This is a genomic window from Bacillus sp. UNC322MFChir4.1, from assembly GCF_000746135.1.
GTDB lineage: Bacteria > Bacillota > Bacilli > Bacillales > Bacillaceae_G > Bacillus_A.
The window spans coordinates 125,535-144,275 of record NZ_KN050809.1 but is presented as its reverse complement, the minus strand read 5'-3'; the positions used below and the strand labels follow the sequence as shown (position 1 = coordinate 144,275).

Here is an 18,741-nt window from a genome sequence, read left to right as displayed (position 1 = left end):
AATTAGCTGTCTTTTCGTTTTCCGATTAATTTTGTTACAGCGAGCATTGTAATTGGTAAGGAATGATTTTTACGAAATGCTAAATACTTCCCGCTCCATGTTGGTTTATATTTTTCTTTGAAATGTCGCAGGCCACTAAAACTATATGTATAACGAACGTTATTAAAAATGGCTGCTGCAACACGCTCTGACCAAAATGATTGTGCTGATAACCCAACATTAGAAAGCGGAGCCATTCCAATATTAAAGTATTGATAGCCATTTTCTTTTGCCCATTGGAATAAATGAATGAACATAGCATCCATAATTCCGCTAGGTGCATTAGGATAATAGCGCATTAAATCAACAGATAATTCACCGTCTTGGTAAACTGGCATAAATGTTGTAAAAGCAATAATTTTACCATCAATATCAGAAAGTGTTGCGATGGGCGCACGATTTATGTAATCACGATCAAAATAACCGAGAGAGAAGCTTTTTTCTTTTTTCCCCCCAAGCCATGCATCTGATACTTTTTTTAGTTCATCATACAATTCATCTGTAAATGGTGGTTCGTGAATCGCAAAAGTATAACCATCTCGCTCGAAACGATTGAAAGTTGCACGCAATCCAGCTCGTTTTTTTCCTGAAATTGTGAAATTATTTAAATCGACAACTGCCTCTTCACCAAGCTTGAAGAAGTTATATCCAAAATCATGATATAAACCCAGCCATTTACTTTCAATTTGATAAAATACGCAAATATAGCCGAAACGATCCGCTTCTGTTAAAAATTCTTCTAAAACGTTACGAAAAGAAGAAGGTTGTCCAATTGGATCACCAAGTATAATAAGACGTTTACCGGCAGGAGCAAACTGAATCATTGCTTTTCCGTCGTTACTGAAAAAGAATTGCTTATCTCCTAAAAAACCAAGGTGACTTAACACGTTTCCACCATATTCATCTAAAAAGTGTTGTAGTTGTGTCATATTGGCTGGTTGCCCGGGAAATTTAGTTTTGTAACGATTGGCAATTAGGGAACCAATTAGCAGAAAACTTGGTACAAAAAAAGCTGCTGCAATTGCACTGCGCTGTACTTGTTTAATATTACGAACAACAAAATCAGGTTTAAATACTTCTTTGGCATCGGCAAATTGTACCCCAAGTTTTTTGTACAGATACAACGTAATCAGTACAAAGAGACAAACTTTTACTACATCTGAAAATGAAATCGCTATTTTCTCACGAACAAATCGTTTGCGAATCATATATAGTACAGTTAGCACAATGAGTAAAATAAAGGTTTCTTCTAAATCAATTCCTTTTAGTGTATTGAAGATCGCAGCTCCGATGAGAGATACAATTGTCATATAATAGGAGCGTTTCGTTCCGTGATAAATGCCACGTGATAAAATAACGAGTAAAATACCAAATGTTAGTGATAAACTAAAGGAAATTTGTACAAGGTATTTAGGAACTAAAATATGCAATGCATGAGCACGTTCAATACTTGTAGGGAAAATCGTGGAAAAAATAACCATAAGTCCTGCGAAAATTGTTAATGCAGCAGATGCCCAAGAACCTAGTTTTCCAAGAAAATCACGTTGTAATGACCAAATGACCCCAGTTGTTTCCAGGGCAGGTGCAATAAATGGTTTATCTTCAAATTTCTTTAAAGCAGCTCCTGTCATTTCAAATGCTGCAAAAATTAAACCGAGTCCAAACGGTAAAATATAATATACAAGGCGATATAATAACATAGCAGGAAGTAATACACCTGTATCTACACCATATTGTCCAATCCCTGTTAAAAAAACAAAGTCGAAGGAACCAAGCCCCCCTGGTACAAGACTCACAACGCCAGCTAAAGCTGCAATAACATATACACCGAGAACTTTATGGAAATCTATTTCAATTCCGAATAGAAGTAAGATGACATATATTACTATACCCGCTGATACCCACTCTACTAATGAAACAAGGGAGTAGAGGACAGTTGGATTTTTTTCAACTTGTTCTTCTTCTTTTCTTTGCTTGCGACTTTTTATTTTAGAAATCCCTATGTATAACGGAACAAAAAGAGCAAAAAAGATGAAAACGGGCCATAGCCAAGGCTTTTCGTGTAAAATAAATCTTGTATCTAGTATGCCAATTAGACCGAGAAAAGATAATAATGCTAGTCCGTTAATAAAAGCTGCTGTCATCCAGGCGATACTTCGAATAAGTTTACCATTTTCTTGTACATAAGGACGATATAACATTGTACGTATACCTGCCCCAACAAGACCGCCAAATCCTATAAATCCATTGAATGTATTAGCAGTCCAAGAAATACGAAAAATCTTTTTAATTGGTATATCTGCTTGTAAATGCCGCAACATTACAAAATCGTAAAAGAACATTGTAGCAACAGCAAATGCACCGAGTATAACGGCTAAGAAAAATCCACCGGGTGGAATATGTTTAATCGTTTCAACTGCTTCTCGAAATGAAACACCAGATAGTTCTTTGCGTGCTTGAAAAAACACGATTGTTAATACAACAAAGGGAAAAATAAATTTTCCAATTTGTAATATACGTTTCCATGAAAACGACATAAAGACAACTCTCCTTGTATTAGAAAACTGAGACAATATTTTTATTATGACAAACTTCAATAAAAATAAAAAGAAAAATTCTTTGAAAATGTAGTTGTAATTTATATATGTAAACATTATCTATTAATAATCGGTAATACTTTATACTTAAAAATCTGAAAAATCCCACTTTATTTCGAAGGTTTTTTGAAAGAATTTCCTTCTTTTGAAGGAAATTTGTTTTTAAAATCGAAAATCAAAACATATATTTGCGTGATGTCATTCTGTAGTTATGTGATAAAAAAAGAGATAGTGTGAGTGAGGATTTTCATATTAATACGTTCGAAGAATTTTGCGTATATTTTGATGAGGATACAATTGGGAGTAAGGCGTTTTGTAAAGAAGCTGATCCAAAATAAATATATAACAGAAAAATTAACTTTCAAAATTAGTTCAAATGGTAGGGGGAGAAACTAACATGTCCAATTTAATGGTTGAAAACCAAACGCAGCAAGTAACTGTTTTTTTGGGAGAAGTAGTTGAAGTAATCACTAAATATGTAAACTATTATACGCTACCTTTATTATTAGAAGAAACACCATCCGGCGATGAACAGTATTTTGCTGGATTATTAGCTTCCATTCGGCGCTTGCTTGTATTTTGTGAAGAAGGCTTAGATGCTTGTTGCGTATTACTGAATAATAAACCGTTTCGGAAAAGTGCAGCGGAAAGAACGTTATATAAAATCTATCATCAAGTGATTGCAGAGTTTTTTTCACCTAAAAATGATCATTGGTATGAAAATAGCCGATCAGCTTATACGGGAAAGAATTCAATTGCGTTTCAAAAGCAACCTCCTATGTCGATTGAACAAATGATGAAAGAGTTAGAAGGGAAATTTCAAATGCTGCGTGAAGAGCTAGAATATTATGAGACCGACTATCAAACGAAAATGATCCAAAAATATTAACTACTGTAAGAAGTTAGGTGATTCCTAGCTTCTTTTGCTTTTTGAATCGTCATATACAACCGGAATTTTGAATACATTTAAGAAGGATATATTGATGGAGGTGTCATATGAGTCAGCAAGAAGTATTCACTGATTACTTTCATGAGGTTGAAAGTTGGTGTGAAAGTGTTCTCCACGTATTAGATAGCCGGGCAACAGAAGTGTATGATGTTCATATGCTTGCATATAAAATTCAAATGCTATTAGATCGCATTAAAGAAAATGAATATGATTACGATGCAGAGTTTGTTTATGAAATTAGTGATGATGTCGAGCATATTCAACACTACTTACAAGAAGCGTTAATGACTGATTCGGAATATGCATTATATGAAAGAAATTATGAAAGAGCTTCTGTACCAATTGGCGGACATACCTTGCCGCCGCTTCCGTATCCGTATAATGCGTTAGAGCCTTATATCTCAAGGGAAATTATGATGCTTCATCACGATAAGCATCATCGTAGTTATGTAGAGGGATTAAATAAAGCAGAGAAGATGATGGCAGAAGCAAGAAAAACAAATCAATTTGATTTAATAAAACATTGGGAGAGAGAAGCTGCCTTTCATGGTTCTGGTCATTATTTACACACCATTTTTTGGAATAATATGAAAAGAGATGGTGGTGGCAGCCCGCATGGAGACTTATCGAGGGAAATTGAAAAAGATTTTGGGAGCTTTTTACGTTTTCAAAAACATTTTACAGAAGCAGCAGCAAAGGTGGAAGGTTCAGGATGGGCTATTCTCGTTTGGGCGCCTCGTTCTGGACGATTAGAAATTTTACAAAGTACACTTCATCAATTATTTACACAGTGGGATACAATTCCTCTATTAGTACTGGATGTATGGGAACATGCCTATTATTTACAATATCAAAACCGAAAGGAAGAATATATAAAGAATTGGTGGAATATTGTCAACTGGGGAGATGTAGAGAAAAGATTTGAAAGTGCGAAGAATTTACAGTGGATACCATATTAGACGCATCACAATGCGTCTTTTTTAGTTGTCTTTCTATTCGGTTGCAAGCTAGTTATCCATCTCAACTTCCATTCATATTTTAAAGGTCCAAGCATACACTTGTACAAAAAGTGCCAAAAAGGACGTGGATATATGCGGAGAAGATGGATCGTGATTGCACTTATTCTAATATGTGCAAGTATGTTGCCACATGATACATATGCACAAATGAATAATGTTAGTGCACGTAATGCTGTGTTGATGGAGCAACATTCGGGGCGAGTATTATATGGGAAGTTAGAGCATGAATCTGAAAAAATCGCAAGTATTACAAAAATTATGACCGCACTTTTAGCGGTCGAATCAGGGAAAATGAAAGAAAAGGTATCCATTAGTAATACAGCGGTTCGTGTGGAAGGATCAGCCATTTATTTAAAACCAGGACAGAAAGTACCATTAGAAGATTTAGTATATGGTTTAATGCTGCGCTCTGGAAATGATGCAGCTCAAGCAATTGCAGAATATGTTGGCGGGAGTATAGATGGATTCGTATATCTAATGAATGAAAAAGCAGCACAAATTGGAATGAAGGATACACATTTTTCTAATCCACATGGTTTAGACGGCGACGGGACACATTATTCTTCAGCATATGATATGGCACAGTTAACCCGGTATGCCATGGAAAATGAGACATTCCGTAAAATTTTTGGAACGAAAACGTATCAATCTAAAGTATGGGACTATCCATGGAAAAATAAACATAAGCTTGTTACTTCTATGTACGAGTATGCAACGGGAGGGAAAACTGGATTTACGAAAAAGGCAGGGCGAACACTTGTAACAACTGCATCAAAGGATGGGCTAGATTTAATTGTTGTAACATTGCAAGCTTCGGGTGATTGGGATGACCATATGTACTTATTTAATGAAGGATTTAAACAATATACAGCAACTACGGTAGTAGCGAAGGGGCCTCTATCTGAACTGCAAGACAAAAAGTATACCAATCATATATATACGAAAAATGATTTATTAGTGCCGCTAACAAAAGAAGAGGCTAAAAAGGTTGTTATAAAAATTGAATTTGATAAAACAGCCAAGCTGATAGATGGAGAGAAAGTGGGGCGTGCTGTCGCTTATTTAAACGAAGAAGAAATTGGAGAGCGTAACCTATTTTATAGTAAACGGAAACTTATTGTGAGCACGGGTTTGTTTTGGAGAGATTTTCAGGAAGTATTTTCTCATATGTTAGGTGTGGAAATAGATGGTTAATATTATATGGGTTGCGATGGCGATAATTGGTATTGTATATGCAATGTTTAATGGAACGATGGACGAAGTAAATAAAGCAGTTTTCGAAGGTTCAAAAAATGCTGTAACCATTTGTATCGGACTGATTAGTGTTCTTGTTTTTTGGCTAGGTTTAATGAAGATTGCCGAGGAAGCTGGTTTGCTAAAGAAACTTGTTGCACTGTTTATGCCTCTTGTAAAAAAACTGTTTCCAGAAGTGCCAAAGAATCATCCAGCACTGGGGTTCATTTTGTCTAATATGATGGCAAACTTTTTTGGATTAGGCAATGCAGCCACGCCGCTTGGGATTAAAGCAATGGAACATTTAAAAGAATTAAATGGAGGAAGAGACTTTGCAAGCCGCTCTATGATTACATTTCTTGCTTTAAATACATCAGCTATTACACTTATTCCCACTACTGTTATTTCGATTCGGATGACGTATCATTCTGCAAATCCAACTGAAATTGTAGGCGTAACGTTTATCGCTCAGGTTTTATCTATGATTGGAGCGATTTGGATTGATCGTTACTTTTACCGAAGAAGAAGTAGAAAGGGGAAGAAAAAATGAACCTCGTTAATACGATTTCTTTATGGGTAATCCCCTGTGTAATTGGATTTATTTTATTATATGGTACGATAAAAAAAGTACCGACGTATGAATCATTTGTAGAAGGCGGGAAAGAAGGAATTCAAATTGCTATATCTATTTTGCCATTTATGGTCGGTATGCTCGTTTCTATTTCAATTTTTCGTGCTTCAGGCGCGCTAGATGCAATGATCCATGTAATGAAACCAATGCTAGATGCTATCCATGTGCCAGCAGAGATTGTTCCTCTTGCTCTTATTCGCCCTATTTCTGGATCAGCAGGGCTAAGTATTACAACTGATTTAATTGCCACATATGGGCCGGATTCATTTATTGGGAGACTTGCGTCTACGATGCAAGGAAGTACAGATACAACTTTTTATATTTTAACAGTTTATTTTGGAGCGGTTGGGATTCGGAAAATGGGCGATGCTTTAAAGGTAGGCTTATTTGCTGATTTAATTGGGATTGTGTGCTCAATTGTATTTGTTTCACTCATGTTTCAGCAATAATGATTCATTTTTCATTCCAATTAGACTATAATACGGATACAGCCACTATTAAGAATGTGCTTAATAGTGGCTTTTTTATGGATTATTTTTGACAAAACCGTGAACAATTGTTGTGAGAAAATGGAAGGATGTAAATCATAATAAAGAAGAAAAATGCATTTTATTCCTTTATTAGCTTATAAAGTTGGCGATGTTGTTTACGGTAAGGAAGGATAATCGCCATTAAGGCTAGACAGTTGCCAAGTCCTTCTAATGAAGGTAAGATGAATTTGAGGTGAAGAAACGAAATGGAACGACTACAAAAGGTAATAGCGCAAGCAGGTATTGCGTCGAGAAGAAAGGCAGAAGAACTCATTCAACAAGGTAAAGTTAAGGTTAACGGAAAAATCGTGACTGAACTAGGAACGAAAGTGAGTGCGCAAGATAAAGTTGAAGTAAACAACATTCCTCTTGAAAAAGAAACGCCTGCTTACTTTTTATTATATAAACCAACGGGTGTTATTTCGAGCGTAACAGATGATAAAGGAAGAAAAGTTGTGACAGATTTCTTTTTAGATATTCCACAGCGTCTGTTTCCAATTGGCCGATTAGATTATGATACATCTGGTTTAATATTGATGACAAATGACGGAGAGTTTGCGAACATTTTAATGCATCCAAAGTATAAGGTTGAGAAAACATACGTAGCAAAGGTAAAAGGTCCGCTAACTGGTGAAAAAATCCGCATGTTAGAAAAAGGTGTTATGCTAGAAGAAGGAAAGACGGCGCCTGCACGTGTGAAAATCCTTTCATGGGATAAGCGTAAAGAAATTGCAATTGTACAATTGACAATTCACGAGGGAAGAAATCGCCAAGTACGTAGAATGTTTGAAGCAGTTGGATGTAACGTGATGAAATTAAAGCGTGAGCGTTATGCCTTCTTAGAGTTAGGGAGTTTGCGCCCAGGGGATGCGAGAGAACTAACTCCTCATGAAGTAAAACAACTTCGTGCTCTCGCTTCAACGAAACCGAGATAGTATAGAATATAAAGGCTTCTATCAGTAAAGAAAACTTTACTGATAGAAGTGAATACATATATAAATTTATTGTAACTACTCAGTCATACATTTCATTTAGAAGTTTGATAAGGGGATTATTCCAGTGAACATATGCCCCTTATTATCTATAGAAAGTTACTTTCATTTTTCGGCATATAGACTACTATCATGAAGATCAAAACGGACCTATCTTTCTTTGTTTTAAAACTTTGCACTTGGCAGGTAAAGGCCCTGACCGCTTCTATGCATGGCTAGATCCTCTTGCCTACCTTAAAAAGGGTTTTATGTCAGTTTTTCAATGGGCATTTTTATAGAAAAGTTTAGTATGTGCTAAACTTCTTTATTCGGTTAAGGAAGGAGAGACACTGTGAAGAAAAATAGACTGTTATTTCGCGTAATTATTTTGCTCATCTTAGGAGGAGCGTTAGGTTTTACGCTATATCAAAACTTTTTTGTTGATAAAGAGAAAGTACAAGTAGGAAAGGCAGCGCCAAACTTCGTAGCTACTGATTTAGAAGGTAAAAAGATTACGTTAAAAGAGTTAAAAGGAAAAGGTGTGTTTTTAAATTTTTGGGGGACATGGTGTAAACCTTGTGAGAAAGAAATGCCATATATGAACGAACTGTACCCGAAATATAAGGAAAAAGGTGTTGAAATATTGGCATTAGATGCAGACGAAACAGAACTCGCTGTGAAGAATTTTGTGAGTGGGTACGGATTGAAATTTCCTGTAGCTATTGATAAAGGACAAGAAATTTTAAATACATATGGTGTAGGACCACTACCGACAACGTTTTTAATTGATAAAGATGGCAAGATTATCGAAAAAATTACAGGTACACAATCGAGAGAACAAATGGAAGAATACTTAAAGAAAATTACTCCATAATGAGAAGAGGATAGAAAGTTTATTCAAGTTCTTCGACAATCGAGGTGCTGTACATGGTTTTCAGCACCTATCATTAAATTTCTGAGTATTTTGTTAATTTATACATAAAACATAGATACATAGAAATATGAAAAAGGCGGTGAAAGATTTGGGACAAGTAAAATGTGATTGTGGTCACGTAAACCCAATCGGTACAATTTTTTGTGAAGCTTGCGGAAAACCTTTTGAAGATAAGCAGGATACAAAATTACTAGATATGCGATATGAAGGAAGTGCGCGGCGTTCTATTACGCATTCCAAAACAGTGGTAGATAAAATTTGGAGCTTCTTTTCTTCTGTAAAAGTTGGAATATGGCTTATTGTTATTACACTGATCGCATCTGGAATTGGAACGATTTTCCCGCAAGAAATGTATATTCCACCAACTGTCACGCCAGGAGAATACTATGAACAGCAGTATGGTTTCCTTGGGCAATTGTATTATCATTTAGGGTTTAATAATTTATATAGTTCTTGGTGGTATATGATTTTAGTGGCATCTATTGGGATTTCTCTCGTTATATGTAGTTTAGATCGTGTTGTTCCTTTATATAAAGCGCTGAAAAAACAACGGGTAACAAGACATCCAAGTTTTTTAAAAAGACAGCGGTTATATGGAACAGCAGATGCGACTACAGAAGAGATTGAATGTGTAAAAGAGAACTTGAAAAAGAGAAAATACAATATTCAAGTTGAAGATAATAATATTTTAGCAGAAAAAGGTCGTTTTTCGCGTTGGGGTCCATACGTTAATCATATTGGTCTTATCATTTTTTTATTTGGAACGATGCTTCGTGTTGTTCCTGGTATGTATGTTGATGCATCACTTTGGCTTCGGGAAGGTGAAACGAAAGAAATTCCTGGAACAGACGGAAAGTATTATTTGAAAAATGAGAAATTTATTAAAGAAGTTTATGATAAAAGTAAAGAAAATAAAGTATTTAACGATGCGATTGATCGTGTTGGAAATAAGATGATAGAGAAAAATTTTCAAACAAATGCTGTTTTGTATAAAGTAGTCGGGAGAAGCGTTGCTGGTGAAGAGCCGAAGCTTGAGAAAGTGAAAGATGAAAACATTCGAGTAAATGAACCTCTTAAATTTGATGACTATGCACTTTATCAGGTTTCCTATAAAGAAGGCGAATTAAATAAAATGTCTTTCTTTTTACAAAAGAAAGAAGGTGGTCAAAAATGGGGCCCGATTACTGTTGATCTAGCAAATCCAAAAGAAACATACGATTTAGGAAATGGGTATTCTCTGCATCTGTTAAGTTATTTTCCTGATTTTTATTTTGATGAAAGCGGCAAGCCAAATACAAAAACGAAGCTTCCTAACAACCCTGCTTTTGTCTTTAAAATGTTTACGCCTGAAACGCCAAATGGAGAAGTGAGTTTTGTTGGAATTCAACAAAATATAGAGCCTGAAGGAAATAATTTATACAAAATGTCTTTTGCAGGCATCGAAACGCGAAACGTTACAGCACTTACTGTTCGGAAAGATTTAACACTTTGGGTAATCGCTTTAGGAGGCTTTATTTTCATGGTCGGCGTTATCCAGGGGATGTATTGGAATCATCGTCGTATTTGGGTGCAGTGTGTTGATAACGAATGGTGGATTGCGGGTCATACAAATAAAAATTGGTATGGTTTGCGAAAAGAGATTGAAAAGGTGCTAGAAGGGACAAGTATTCCGCAGCCAAATGATAAAGTAAATGAGAAAAAAATTAGTTAAGGTGGGGAGAGAGTATGGTAGAAATAAGTAGTAATTTCTTATTTACTGCTTTCGTATTGTATTTAGTTGCAACACTGTTCTTTGGAGGAGCGATTAAAGAAAAAGGGCGAAAGTGGGCAAACATCGGGATAACTATCACAATTTTAGGTTTTGCTGCTCAGTCAGTATATTTTGTTACGAGATGGATTGCATCAGGGCATGCACCGGTTAGTAATTTTTTTGAGTTCGGTACATTTTTCGGTATGATGATGGTCGGTGCGTTTATAATTATTTATTTTATGTATCGGACAAGTATACTTGGCCTATTTGCACTTCCGGTTGCTATTTTACTAATAGCCTATGCAAGTATGTTTCCAAGAGAAATTACACCGCTTATTCCATCATTAAAAAGTAACTGGCTCCATATTCATGTAACAACAGCAGCGGCTGGTCAAGCTATTTTATCGATTAGTTTTATAACAGGAGTTATATATTTATTGAAAAATGTGGATCAGTCCAAAAAAAGTAAGCAAACATTTTGGCTCGAAGCAGTTATTTTTTCGCTTGTTTGTGTAATTGGATTTATAGGGGCGACAACTGCTTTTTCAAGTGTAAAGTATGAAGCTAAGTTCCAATGGGTAAATAAAGATGAGCAGAAAGCTGAAATGGTATATAATTTACCAGCTTTAGTCGGTCCTCATGAAGGAAAGTTAATTACAGCTGAAAAATTTGAGCCTGTAATAAATACACCAGCTATTATCAATGCGAAAAAATTAAACACTGTCATTTGGTCAGTTTTTGTAGGAACGTTGCTTTATATTGTCCTAAGATTAATTTTACGAAAACGAGTTGCCGCAACTCTTCAACCAGCAGTGCAGAAAGTTGATAGTGATTTACTTGATGAAATCGGGTATCGCTCTGTTGCAATTGGATTCCCGGTCTTTACGCTAGGTGCTTTAATCTTTGCGATGATTTGGGCACAAATTGCATGGACGCGTTTTTGGGGCTGGGATCCGAAAGAAGTTTGGGCACTCATTACTTGGCTCTTTTATGCAGCGTTTTTACATTTACGTTTGTCTAAAGGGTGGCACGGTGAAAAGTCAGCGTGGCTGGCAGTAATTGGCTTTGCAATTATTATGTTTAACTTTGTCGTAGTGAATTTAGTGATCGCAGGTTTACATTCATATGCATAACAAAAGTTGAAGTTTAACGAATTCTATTGTGCAGTTCATTATTGCGGTATAAAATAGGAAGGTGACTGTCACTTTCCTATTTTAATTTTGTTCATTTCTTTTCTTTTTTGAGAAAAACATGACAAAGTATAGAGGGATTTTGTAAAATAATGTCGAGACAAAATGTATTGTTCAGGTAAAATACATATTTTTGGAAAAACTATGAACAAATTTTGTTATTTATGTGAAACATAATGCGAAGGTGAACTTTCAATCGTGAAAAGGCTAGTCTGTGAGAAGTTATTTCGTTCTAATGGGAAAGTAGGATTTCGACTTTACTAATAAGCGTGGTATAACTGTTAGCATGCGCCAAATGGATTTCATTCATTCTCATAAGGAAAGTTTCGCTTTATTGAAGAAAGGTAGGTGTGAACCGTTGTAACATGCATATGTACAGCGGATAGCCATGGGAAATGAACTAAAGGTTTTAATTGTAGATGATGAGGATCGTATCCGTCGTTTATTAAAAATGTATTTAGAGAGAGAGCAGTACATCATTGATGAAGCCGACAATGGAGAAACGGCTTTAGAAAAAGCATTGCAAAATGATTATGATCTTATCCTTTTAGACATTATGATGCCTGGAATGGATGGTATTGAAGTTTGTAAAGGGATTCGTGAGAAAAAGGCAACACCAATTATTATGCTAACGGCAAAAGGAGAAGAAATAAATCGAGTGCAAGGATTCGAAGTTGGAACAGACGATTATATCGTAAAACCGTTTAGCCCACGTGAAGTTGTGTTGCGTGTAAAAGCTGTGCTACGTCGTTCCGTTACAACAACATTCTTTACGCAAGATACAACAACAAAGGATGTTACTGTATTCCCGCACTTAACAATTGATAATGATGCACATCGTGTAACAGCAGATGGAGAAGAAGTGAATTTAACACCAAAAGAATATGAATTATTACTATTTTTAGCGAAGGCACCTGATAAAGTGTTTGACCGTGAACAATTATTAAAAGAAGTATGGCAGTATGAATTTTTCGGTGATTTACGCACGGTTGATACGCATGTAAAGCGTTTGCGTGAGAAATTAAGCAAAAAATCAGCAAATGCAGCGAAAATGATTGTAACAGTATGGGGTGTTGGTTACAAGTTTGAGGTTGTGAACGATTGATGCTTTGGAAAAGTGTTGTTGGGAAGTTATGGATGACAATTTTACTCCTCGTTTCATTCGTCCTAGGCTTTGTCGCTATTTTACTTTCTCAGTTTTTCGACAATTATTATGTGACGATGGGAGAAACAAGGCTGACAAATGTTGCAACGAGCGTTTCTGAATTAATAGAAGAGGGGGCGGATGAGAAGACGATAGAACATATCGCATATAAATTCGCTGACCCTCTTTCGCGGATTATTATTGTTAAAGAGGATGATAAAGTATCTGCATCTCCGGCTCAACGAGGATTGGTAACATTAACATTAGATGATTTAAAACATGATAAAGAGTTACAAGCTGTATTTACAGAACGTAAAAAGGTCCAAAAAATAAAAAGCGTCCCAGATGAAAAAAACAAGAAAAATCATGAAAATGATATGATGATTGTCGGTGTTCCGTTAAAGTCATCAAAAGATGGTGCTGTTTTTGTATATCAATCGTTACAAGTACCAAAACAGGGAATAGAAAAATCGACAGATTTTATCTTTTTATCTGCGGGAATTGCAATTATTTTAACAACATTCTTTGCGTTTTTCTTATCAACTCGAATTACAGCGCCACTTCGTAAAATGCGTGAAGTCGCTTTTGAAGTAGCGCGCGGAAAATTTGATGCGAAGGTACCGATGGTTTCGCAAGATGAAATCGGTGAATTGGCAACAGCTTTAAATCAAATGGGGAAACAATTGAAGTTTAATATGAATGCCCTGCAACAAGAAAAAGAACAGCTTTCAGGTATTTTAAGTAGTATGGCCGATGGTGTTATTACGCTAAATCAAGAAGGAGAAGTTGTAGTAATTAATCCGCCAGCAGAGCGTTTCTTACAAGTATGGCATGAAGAAAAAGAGATAGAGTTAAGTGTAAGTTTACCATCTGAGCTTGTTGAACTGTTTCATTTAGTTGTAGAAAGTGAACAAGAGCAAGTTGTGGAAATAAATTTAGAAAAAGGTAATTATGTTGTACTGATGACCCCGCTATACAATCAGACGAAGATTCGCGGAGCTGTTGCAGTACTTCGTGATATGACAGAAGAGCGCCGACTTGAAAAAATGCGGAAAGATTTTATTGCAAACGTATCGCATGAATTACGTACACCAATGGTTATGCTGCAAGGATATAGTGAAGCAATTTTAGATGATATTGTTCAAACGAAAGAAGAAGTGCATGAATTTGTGCAAATCATTTATGATGAATCTGTACGATTAGGGCGTCTTGTAAATGAATTATTAGATCTAGCTCGAATGGAGAGCGGTCATGTAGAATTACATATATCTGAGGTAGATGTCGTTCCGTTTGTTGAAAAGATTGCACGGAAATTTCAAGGGATAGCGAAGGAAAAAGAAGTACAATTATTAGTTGATTATCGAACTTCTATAGAGCAGCATTCTTTTGATCCTGATCGAATGGAACAAGTGTTAACAAATTTAATTGATAATGCGATTAGGCATACAAATACTGGCGGTAAAGTATCGCTTATTATTGATGAGAAAAGTAACGGAATTGTATTCGAAGTATCAGATTCTGGAGTTGGTATTCCAGAAGAGGATATTCCGTTCTTATTTGAGCGCTTTTATAAAGCAGATAAAGCCCGTACACGCGGAAAAACAGGTGGTACAGGTTTAGGGCTTGCGATTGCAAAAAACATTGTGCGCGGACATGAGGGTAAAATAACAGTGTCGAGTGTAGTAGGTGAAGGTACAACATTCTCTGTATATTTACCATCAGACATATGATGAAAAGCTTATCTTTTTGATAAGCTTTTTTCATAAAATAAAACCGTGAGCAGCGCGGTCTGTATTCTTTAATGAGCATCAATTGGATTTTTCGGGGTTGTCTATTTTCTCTATATATTGGTTAGCGACAGAAGTGTTTGTATAGGAAAAATACATAAGAGTAGGGGGAAAAGTATGAAGCTCTATACAAAAACAGGAGATAAGGGCACAACAAGTATTATTGGAGGACGCGTAGATAAAGATGATTTGCGTGTCGAGGCGTACGGAACACTTGATGAAGCGAATTCATTTATTGGGCATGCGATGACACTATTGCAAGGTGAGTTGTTTCAAGATATTTACCTGGAACTTGAAAAAATTCAGCATGAGTTGTTTGATTGCGGCGGCGATTTAGCGATTGTACAGAAAAAAATTCCGTATAAAGTAACAGAGGATATCATTACTTTTCTAGAGAAAAGGATTGATGTATATGTAAAAGAAGCACCGCCGCTAGAACGCTTTATTTTACCAGGAGGAAGTGAAGGAGCAGCAATTATTCATATCGCTCGTACTGTTACAAGAAGAGCAGAACGATGCATCGTTTCTTTAAAGAAACAAGATGAGATAAATGAACATGTTTTGCAATACGTAAATCGATTATCGGATTATTTATTTGCGGTTGCAAGGATTGTGAATGCTCGTTCTCACGTGAATGATGTAGAATATAAAAGAAGCGCAATTGTATTTCGGGATAAGGAAGAAAAGAAAGAGGAATAGACTCTTTCTTTTTTTTGTATACTTTTTTCTATAAATAACCAAAATAGAGAAAGTGTAATGGTTATTTAGAAAACGGAGGATTTACAATGAGAGTTTTAAAGGTAATATTGTTTTTCTTTTGTATCTTTTTTATAGGACAAGCAGAAGGTGCTGCTGAGGAAAAACAGTGGAAGTGGCCAGTGGAGGGAAGAATTAGCGATTATTTTGGAACGAGAAATGGAAAGCATTTTGGTATTGATATTGCTGCACCAACAGGAACTTCAATTGCAGCCATGCAAGGTGGTATTGTAACAAGATCTTATTTTTCTGATAGTTATGGTCATGTTATATTTATTAAACATAGAGATTATGAAGCGGTATATGCACATATGAATAAACGGCTTGTGAAAGAAGGAGAAGAGATTTTGCAAGGGCAAATAATTGGACAAGTAGGGAATACTGGACAATCTAATGGTGCGCATTTACATTTAGAAATTCATAAAGGGGCTTGGACGATAGCAAAAACAAATGCGATTAATCCCTTGCAAATACTTGGGGAAAAACAAAATGCAGTAGTATCTGCTTCTGTATATGTTGTGCAAAAGGATGATACACTAGTGAGTATTGCTAGAAAGTTTGGGACAACTGTTGAAGAATTGAAAGCAAAAAATCGTCTGCAAAAAGATATCATTTATCCATCACAAAAATTACATATCAATTGAAAAAAGAGCTAGTAAGCCTAGCTCTTTTGTTTGTTACCAAAAAATAAAGAGACAAATAAATCCAGAAATTGCTAAATAGCTATAATAATAAAATACTTTCGCTCTTGTTTTCTCTTCTGTTCTAAATAGGACAATAGTAGGTTCGATAAGGCCGATAACAAAACAAAGTAGACCGAGCAACATACAGCCGAGGGACAGTGAATACAAAGCGACTCGGAAGACTTGAAATGGAACGATAACTTTTAATATAAACGCAATTAGTGCGGTATAGCAAATTGTTCCAATATACATATTTAATGTTGTATTCGAGCGATAACCAGGCAGTTTCTTTAAAAATGATCTAGAAACAATCTCCATTTCTAAAGATGTATAAGTTTGAATGATTTTTTCAGCTTTCTTTCCTTGGTGAAACAAAGAAAGAATCCAATTTCGTTCTCCTTGAAAGACGAATTGGGTTTTTGTTAAATAATGATCGATTTTCACTTTTCTCCAGCTTTTCCATGGGTGTCGTTCGCAAAGTTTTAGCTTACTGTCTGAGTGTTTATCATATTGGTATATACTAATCCCGTGTTTATCAAAGGCAGCATAATATGTATCTCCTGAGAATTTTCCTGAGTCAACAGGACAATAGAACAGTAATTCTTTTTTTAAATAAAAATATTCTTTGCGAAGATTTTTTTTCATAATTTCTCGTATTGATTGTTTTTTTTCTTTACGCATGACATTTCCTCCACTGTAAGAAAATGCTGTTTTCTTAACAATATCATATCTTATCACTTTCGCATATGAATGGCTAGAGAATTACTAACAAAAAGAGAGAGACGCGAAAAAAGTGTTCTTTTTTGTCATATTATTTACAAATCGTTAAAATGTCATGCAATTATGAAGGCTTGGTTAGATACAGTTTATAAAATAAAAAGACAAAGAATTTTAATTCTTTTTCGCCGAGCAAGTATATCTGAATATGCTGTCGCATGTAATGATGAAAACAAAATGAGAAAGCGAATGCGAGTTATCTTTTGTTCTACGTATAAGTAAAATCTGCTATGCAATGTGAATGAAAAAGAAGCATTTTGATTCACATTGTTTTAAAGTTGTTGTATAATGATGAGGAAAATAGAATATCGGTCTATCTTCGGGGCAGGGTGAAAATCCCGACCGGCGGTGATGAACGCATGTATTTGTTCTAAGCCCGCGAGCCGTTAAGGCAGGATTTGGTGCGATTCCAAAGCCGACAGTACAGTCTGGATGGGAGAAGATGGAGGTTCAACGTTCAAAAAAGATAAGTATTTGAACGTCTATTTGATGTGCCTTAAATTTCTCCCTTTGCGTTTCGAATGCAAAGGGTTTTTTCATGCTAGAATATTTGGGCATAGCAGAACCTTTCCACATTCCATGAGATGATCGATGGAAAAGGAGAGAGAAATATGAAACAACAGAAGAGTGTAGTAAAAATGATGAGCATTGCGATGCTTTCTAGCATTGCGTATTTGCTAATGATGCTGGATTTTCCATTTCCAGGATTACCACCGTTTTTGAAAATTGATTTTAGTGATGTCCCAGCATTAATTGTAGCTATTATTTTTGGACCACTTTCAGGTGTAATTGTAGAGGCGATAAAAAACGTACTGTATTATGGTATCCAAGGAAGTTTAACAGGAGTGCCAGTAGGGGAAGTGGCGAATTTTATAGCGGGATGTCTCTTTATTCTTCCAGCATCTATGTTGTTCCGTAAACATCGTACAATTAAAAGTTTAACAACTGGATTGATGTTAGGAGCAATTTGTATGACTCTTATTATGAGTGTACTAAATTATTTCATCATTTTACCAGCCTACACTTGGTTCTTAGGTCAACCTGCTATGTCTAGCGGTGCAATGCGTCAAATGATTGTGGCGGCAATTTTACCATTTAATTTAATTAAAGGAATTATCGTAACAATTGTTTTTGTTCCTTTATTTTCTCGATTAAAAGTATGGGTGTTTGCGAAAATGAAAAATGCGTAAATAGAAGATTTGGCATCAGTGGATATTTTTCTGCTGATGCCTTTTTATCTTGTAAAAGTCTGACTGCTAAGAGGTTTCCATTCGTTTAGAAGGAGAATTTTTTTTTCAGTAAAAAATAACCCTCATTATTTGAGGGTTATTTTTGGAGACTATTCAAATTTTAATGCGTCGCCGTCGAATGCTTCGTCTGCCACTTTAATAGAATCTGTTGGGCAACCTTCAAATGCATCCATCATATCATCAACTAATACATCTGGAATTTCAACGATACCTTGGTTGTCGTCTAATGTTACGAATGCAATACCTTCATCATCGTAATCATAAATATCTGGTGCAGCTGCTCCGCAAGCTCCACATGCAATGCAAGTATCTTTATCAACAATTGTATATTTTGCCATCTTTAAATTACCTCCTCGAGAATATGTATAAAAACACTGATAAAAATTCTAATCTTATTGTAAAACGGTTTTTATAACTTTTCAATACAAAGTTATAATGATAATTCTTATCAATTAAAAATGTCAACTAATTTCTTCAATCGTTCATGATATTTTAAAAATA

At 35.5% G+C, this 18,741-nt stretch carries 17 protein-coding genes and 1 riboswitch; of the genes, 14 read left to right on the top strand and 3 right to left on the bottom strand.

Annotation, left to right across the window (positions count from 1 at the left end):
* Positions 1 to 2: 2 nt before the first annotated feature.
* Positions 3 to 2,576 carry a bifunctional lysylphosphatidylglycerol flippase/synthetase MprF gene (gene mprF, locus BR72_RS17975; protein WP_035435167.1) on the bottom strand — a complete coding sequence of 858 codons (2,574 nt, stop codon included), beginning with the start codon at positions 2,574 to 2,576 and terminating at the stop codon, positions 3 to 5.
* A 457-nt stretch (positions 2,577 to 3,033) separates the two neighbouring features.
* Between mprF and BR72_RS17970 the strand changes: the two genes are divergently transcribed.
* The 13 genes from BR72_RS17970 to BR72_RS17910 all read left to right on the top strand — a co-directional run bounded on the left by BR72_RS17970 (position 3,034) and on the right by BR72_RS17910 (position 16,174).
* The gene (locus tag BR72_RS17970) at positions 3,034 to 3,525 is read left to right on the top strand and encodes a DUF3907 family protein (protein ID WP_035435163.1); all 492 of its coding nucleotides are present in this window, start codon (positions 3,034 to 3,036) and stop codon (positions 3,523 to 3,525) included.
* A gap of 107 nt (positions 3,526 to 3,632) precedes the next feature.
* Complete coding sequence (locus tag BR72_RS17965; protein WP_035435161.1) at positions 3,633 to 4,544, top strand: superoxide dismutase; 912 nt, start codon at positions 3,633 to 3,635, stop codon at positions 4,542 to 4,544.
* A 132-nt stretch (positions 4,545 to 4,676) separates the two neighbouring features.
* Complete coding sequence (locus BR72_RS17960) at positions 4,677 to 5,798, top strand: D-alanyl-D-alanine carboxypeptidase family protein (protein ID WP_035435159.1); 1,122 nt, start codon at positions 4,677 to 4,679, stop codon at positions 5,796 to 5,798.
* Entirely contained in the window at positions 5,791 to 6,387 is a 597-nt protein-coding gene (locus BR72_RS17955) for a nucleoside recognition domain-containing protein (protein WP_035435157.1), read from the top strand. The genes BR72_RS17960 and BR72_RS17955 overlap by 8 nt, the downstream gene beginning before the upstream one ends.
* Positions 6,384 to 6,917 carry a spore maturation protein SpmB gene (spmB, locus tag BR72_RS17950; protein WP_035435154.1) on the top strand — a complete coding sequence of 178 codons (534 nt, stop codon included), beginning with the start codon at positions 6,384 to 6,386 and terminating at the stop codon, positions 6,915 to 6,917. Before BR72_RS17955 ends, spmB begins: the two co-directional genes overlap by 4 nt.
* A 287-nt stretch (positions 6,918 to 7,204) precedes the next feature.
* Positions 7,205 to 7,933, top strand: a complete 729-nt coding sequence (gene rluB / locus BR72_RS17945; protein ID WP_035435151.1) for a 23S rRNA pseudouridine(2605) synthase RluB — start codon at positions 7,205 to 7,207, stop codon at positions 7,931 to 7,933.
* Between the two features lie 388 nt (positions 7,934 to 8,321).
* Positions 8,322 to 8,843, top strand: coding sequence for a thiol-disulfide oxidoreductase ResA (gene resA, locus BR72_RS17940; RefSeq protein ID WP_035435149.1), 522 nt, complete (start codon positions 8,322 to 8,324; stop codon positions 8,841 to 8,843).
* 148 nt (positions 8,844 to 8,991) lie between these two features.
* Positions 8,992 to 10,614 (top strand): cytochrome c biogenesis protein ResB, encoded by a 1,623-nt coding sequence (resB, locus tag BR72_RS17935; RefSeq protein WP_035435147.1) that lies wholly within the window; start codon positions 8,992 to 8,994, stop codon positions 10,612 to 10,614.
* Between the two features lie 14 nt (positions 10,615 to 10,628).
* Positions 10,629 to 11,786, top strand: a complete 1,158-nt coding sequence (gene ccsB, locus BR72_RS17930) for a c-type cytochrome biogenesis protein CcsB (RefSeq protein WP_035435143.1) — start codon at positions 10,629 to 10,631, stop codon at positions 11,784 to 11,786.
* A 445-nt stretch (positions 11,787 to 12,231) separates the two neighbouring features.
* Positions 12,232 to 12,948, top strand: a complete 717-nt coding sequence (locus BR72_RS17925; RefSeq protein WP_035435142.1) for a response regulator transcription factor — start codon at positions 12,232 to 12,234, stop codon at positions 12,946 to 12,948.
* A 32-nt stretch (positions 12,949 to 12,980) separates the two neighbouring features.
* Positions 12,981 to 14,717: an ATP-binding protein gene (locus BR72_RS17920; RefSeq protein WP_035435639.1), complete on the top strand. Its 1,737-nt coding sequence runs from the start codon at positions 12,981 to 12,983 to the stop codon at positions 14,715 to 14,717.
* A gap of 174 nt (positions 14,718 to 14,891) precedes the next feature.
* The gene (locus BR72_RS17915; RefSeq protein ID WP_035435140.1) at positions 14,892 to 15,473 is read left to right on the top strand and encodes a cob(I)yrinic acid a,c-diamide adenosyltransferase; all 582 of its coding nucleotides are present in this window, start codon (positions 14,892 to 14,894) and stop codon (positions 15,471 to 15,473) included.
* Between the two features lie 86 nt (positions 15,474 to 15,559).
* Entirely contained in the window at positions 15,560 to 16,174 is a 615-nt protein-coding gene (locus BR72_RS17910; protein ID WP_035435138.1) for a peptidoglycan DD-metalloendopeptidase family protein, read from the top strand.
* A gap of 33 nt (positions 16,175 to 16,207) precedes the next feature.
* On the opposite strand, the gene BR72_RS17905 is transcribed toward BR72_RS17910, so the two are convergent.
* Positions 16,208 to 16,894 carry a hypothetical protein gene (locus tag BR72_RS17905; RefSeq protein WP_035435135.1) on the bottom strand — a complete coding sequence of 229 codons (687 nt, stop codon included), beginning with the start codon at positions 16,892 to 16,894 and terminating at the stop codon, positions 16,208 to 16,210.
* A gap of 407 nt (positions 16,895 to 17,301) precedes the next feature.
* Positions 17,302 to 17,438, top strand: a riboswitch (FMN riboswitch).
* Positions 17,439 to 17,601: 163 nt separating this feature from the next.
* On the opposite strand from BR72_RS17905, the gene BR72_RS17900 reads away from it, so the two are divergent.
* On the top strand, positions 17,602 to 18,180 hold the full coding sequence (locus BR72_RS17900) for an ECF transporter S component (protein WP_035435132.1): 579 nt from the start codon (positions 17,602 to 17,604) through the stop codon (positions 18,178 to 18,180).
* Between the two features lie 149 nt (positions 18,181 to 18,329).
* Here the strand turns inward: BR72_RS17900 and BR72_RS17895 are convergent, their stop codons facing one another.
* The gene (locus tag BR72_RS17895; RefSeq protein WP_035435130.1) at positions 18,330 to 18,578 is read right to left on the bottom strand and encodes a ferredoxin; all 249 of its coding nucleotides are present in this window, start codon (positions 18,576 to 18,578) and stop codon (positions 18,330 to 18,332) included.
* Positions 18,579 to 18,741: the final 163 nt, after the last annotated feature.

Excerpts from the sequence above, each read along its gene's own strand:
- BR72_RS17905 (WP_035435135.1), bottom strand. The coding sequence starts at position 16,894 with ATGCGTAAAGAAAAAAAACAATCAATACGAGAAATTATGAAAAAAAAT.
- spmB (WP_035435154.1), top strand. The coding sequence starts at position 6,384 with ATGAACCTCGTTAATACGATTTCTTTATGGGTAATCCCCTGTGTAATT.
- BR72_RS17960 (WP_035435159.1), top strand. The coding sequence starts at position 4,677 with ATGCGGAGAAGATGGATCGTGATTGCACTTATTCTAATATGTGCAAGT.
- BR72_RS17970 (WP_035435163.1), top strand. The coding sequence starts at position 3,034 with ATGTCCAATTTAATGGTTGAAAACCAAACGCAGCAAGTAACTGTTTTT.
- BR72_RS17910 (WP_035435138.1), top strand. The coding sequence starts at position 15,560 with ATGAGAGTTTTAAAGGTAATATTGTTTTTCTTTTGTATCTTTTTTATA.
- BR72_RS17925 (WP_035435142.1), top strand. The coding sequence starts at position 12,232 with ATGGGAAATGAACTAAAGGTTTTAATTGTAGATGATGAGGATCGTATC.
- BR72_RS17965 (WP_035435161.1), top strand. The coding sequence starts at position 3,633 with ATGAGTCAGCAAGAAGTATTCACTGATTACTTTCATGAGGTTGAAAGT.
- BR72_RS17920 (WP_035435639.1), top strand. The coding sequence starts at position 12,981 with ATGACAATTTTACTCCTCGTTTCATTCGTCCTAGGCTTTGTCGCTATT.
- rluB (WP_035435151.1), top strand. The coding sequence starts at position 7,205 with ATGGAACGACTACAAAAGGTAATAGCGCAAGCAGGTATTGCGTCGAGA.
- BR72_RS17915 (WP_035435140.1), top strand. The coding sequence starts at position 14,892 with ATGAAGCTCTATACAAAAACAGGAGATAAGGGCACAACAAGTATTATT.
- ccsB (WP_035435143.1), top strand. The coding sequence starts at position 10,629 with ATGGTAGAAATAAGTAGTAATTTCTTATTTACTGCTTTCGTATTGTAT.
- BR72_RS17895 (WP_035435130.1), bottom strand. The coding sequence starts at position 18,578 with ATGGCAAAATATACAATTGTTGATAAAGATACTTGCATTGCATGTGGA.
- BR72_RS17955 (WP_035435157.1), top strand. The coding sequence starts at position 5,791 with ATGGTTAATATTATATGGGTTGCGATGGCGATAATTGGTATTGTATAT.
- BR72_RS17900 (WP_035435132.1), top strand. The coding sequence starts at position 17,602 with ATGAAACAACAGAAGAGTGTAGTAAAAATGATGAGCATTGCGATGCTT.
- mprF (WP_035435167.1), bottom strand. The coding sequence starts at position 2,576 with ATGTCGTTTTCATGGAAACGTATATTACAAATTGGAAAATTTATTTTT.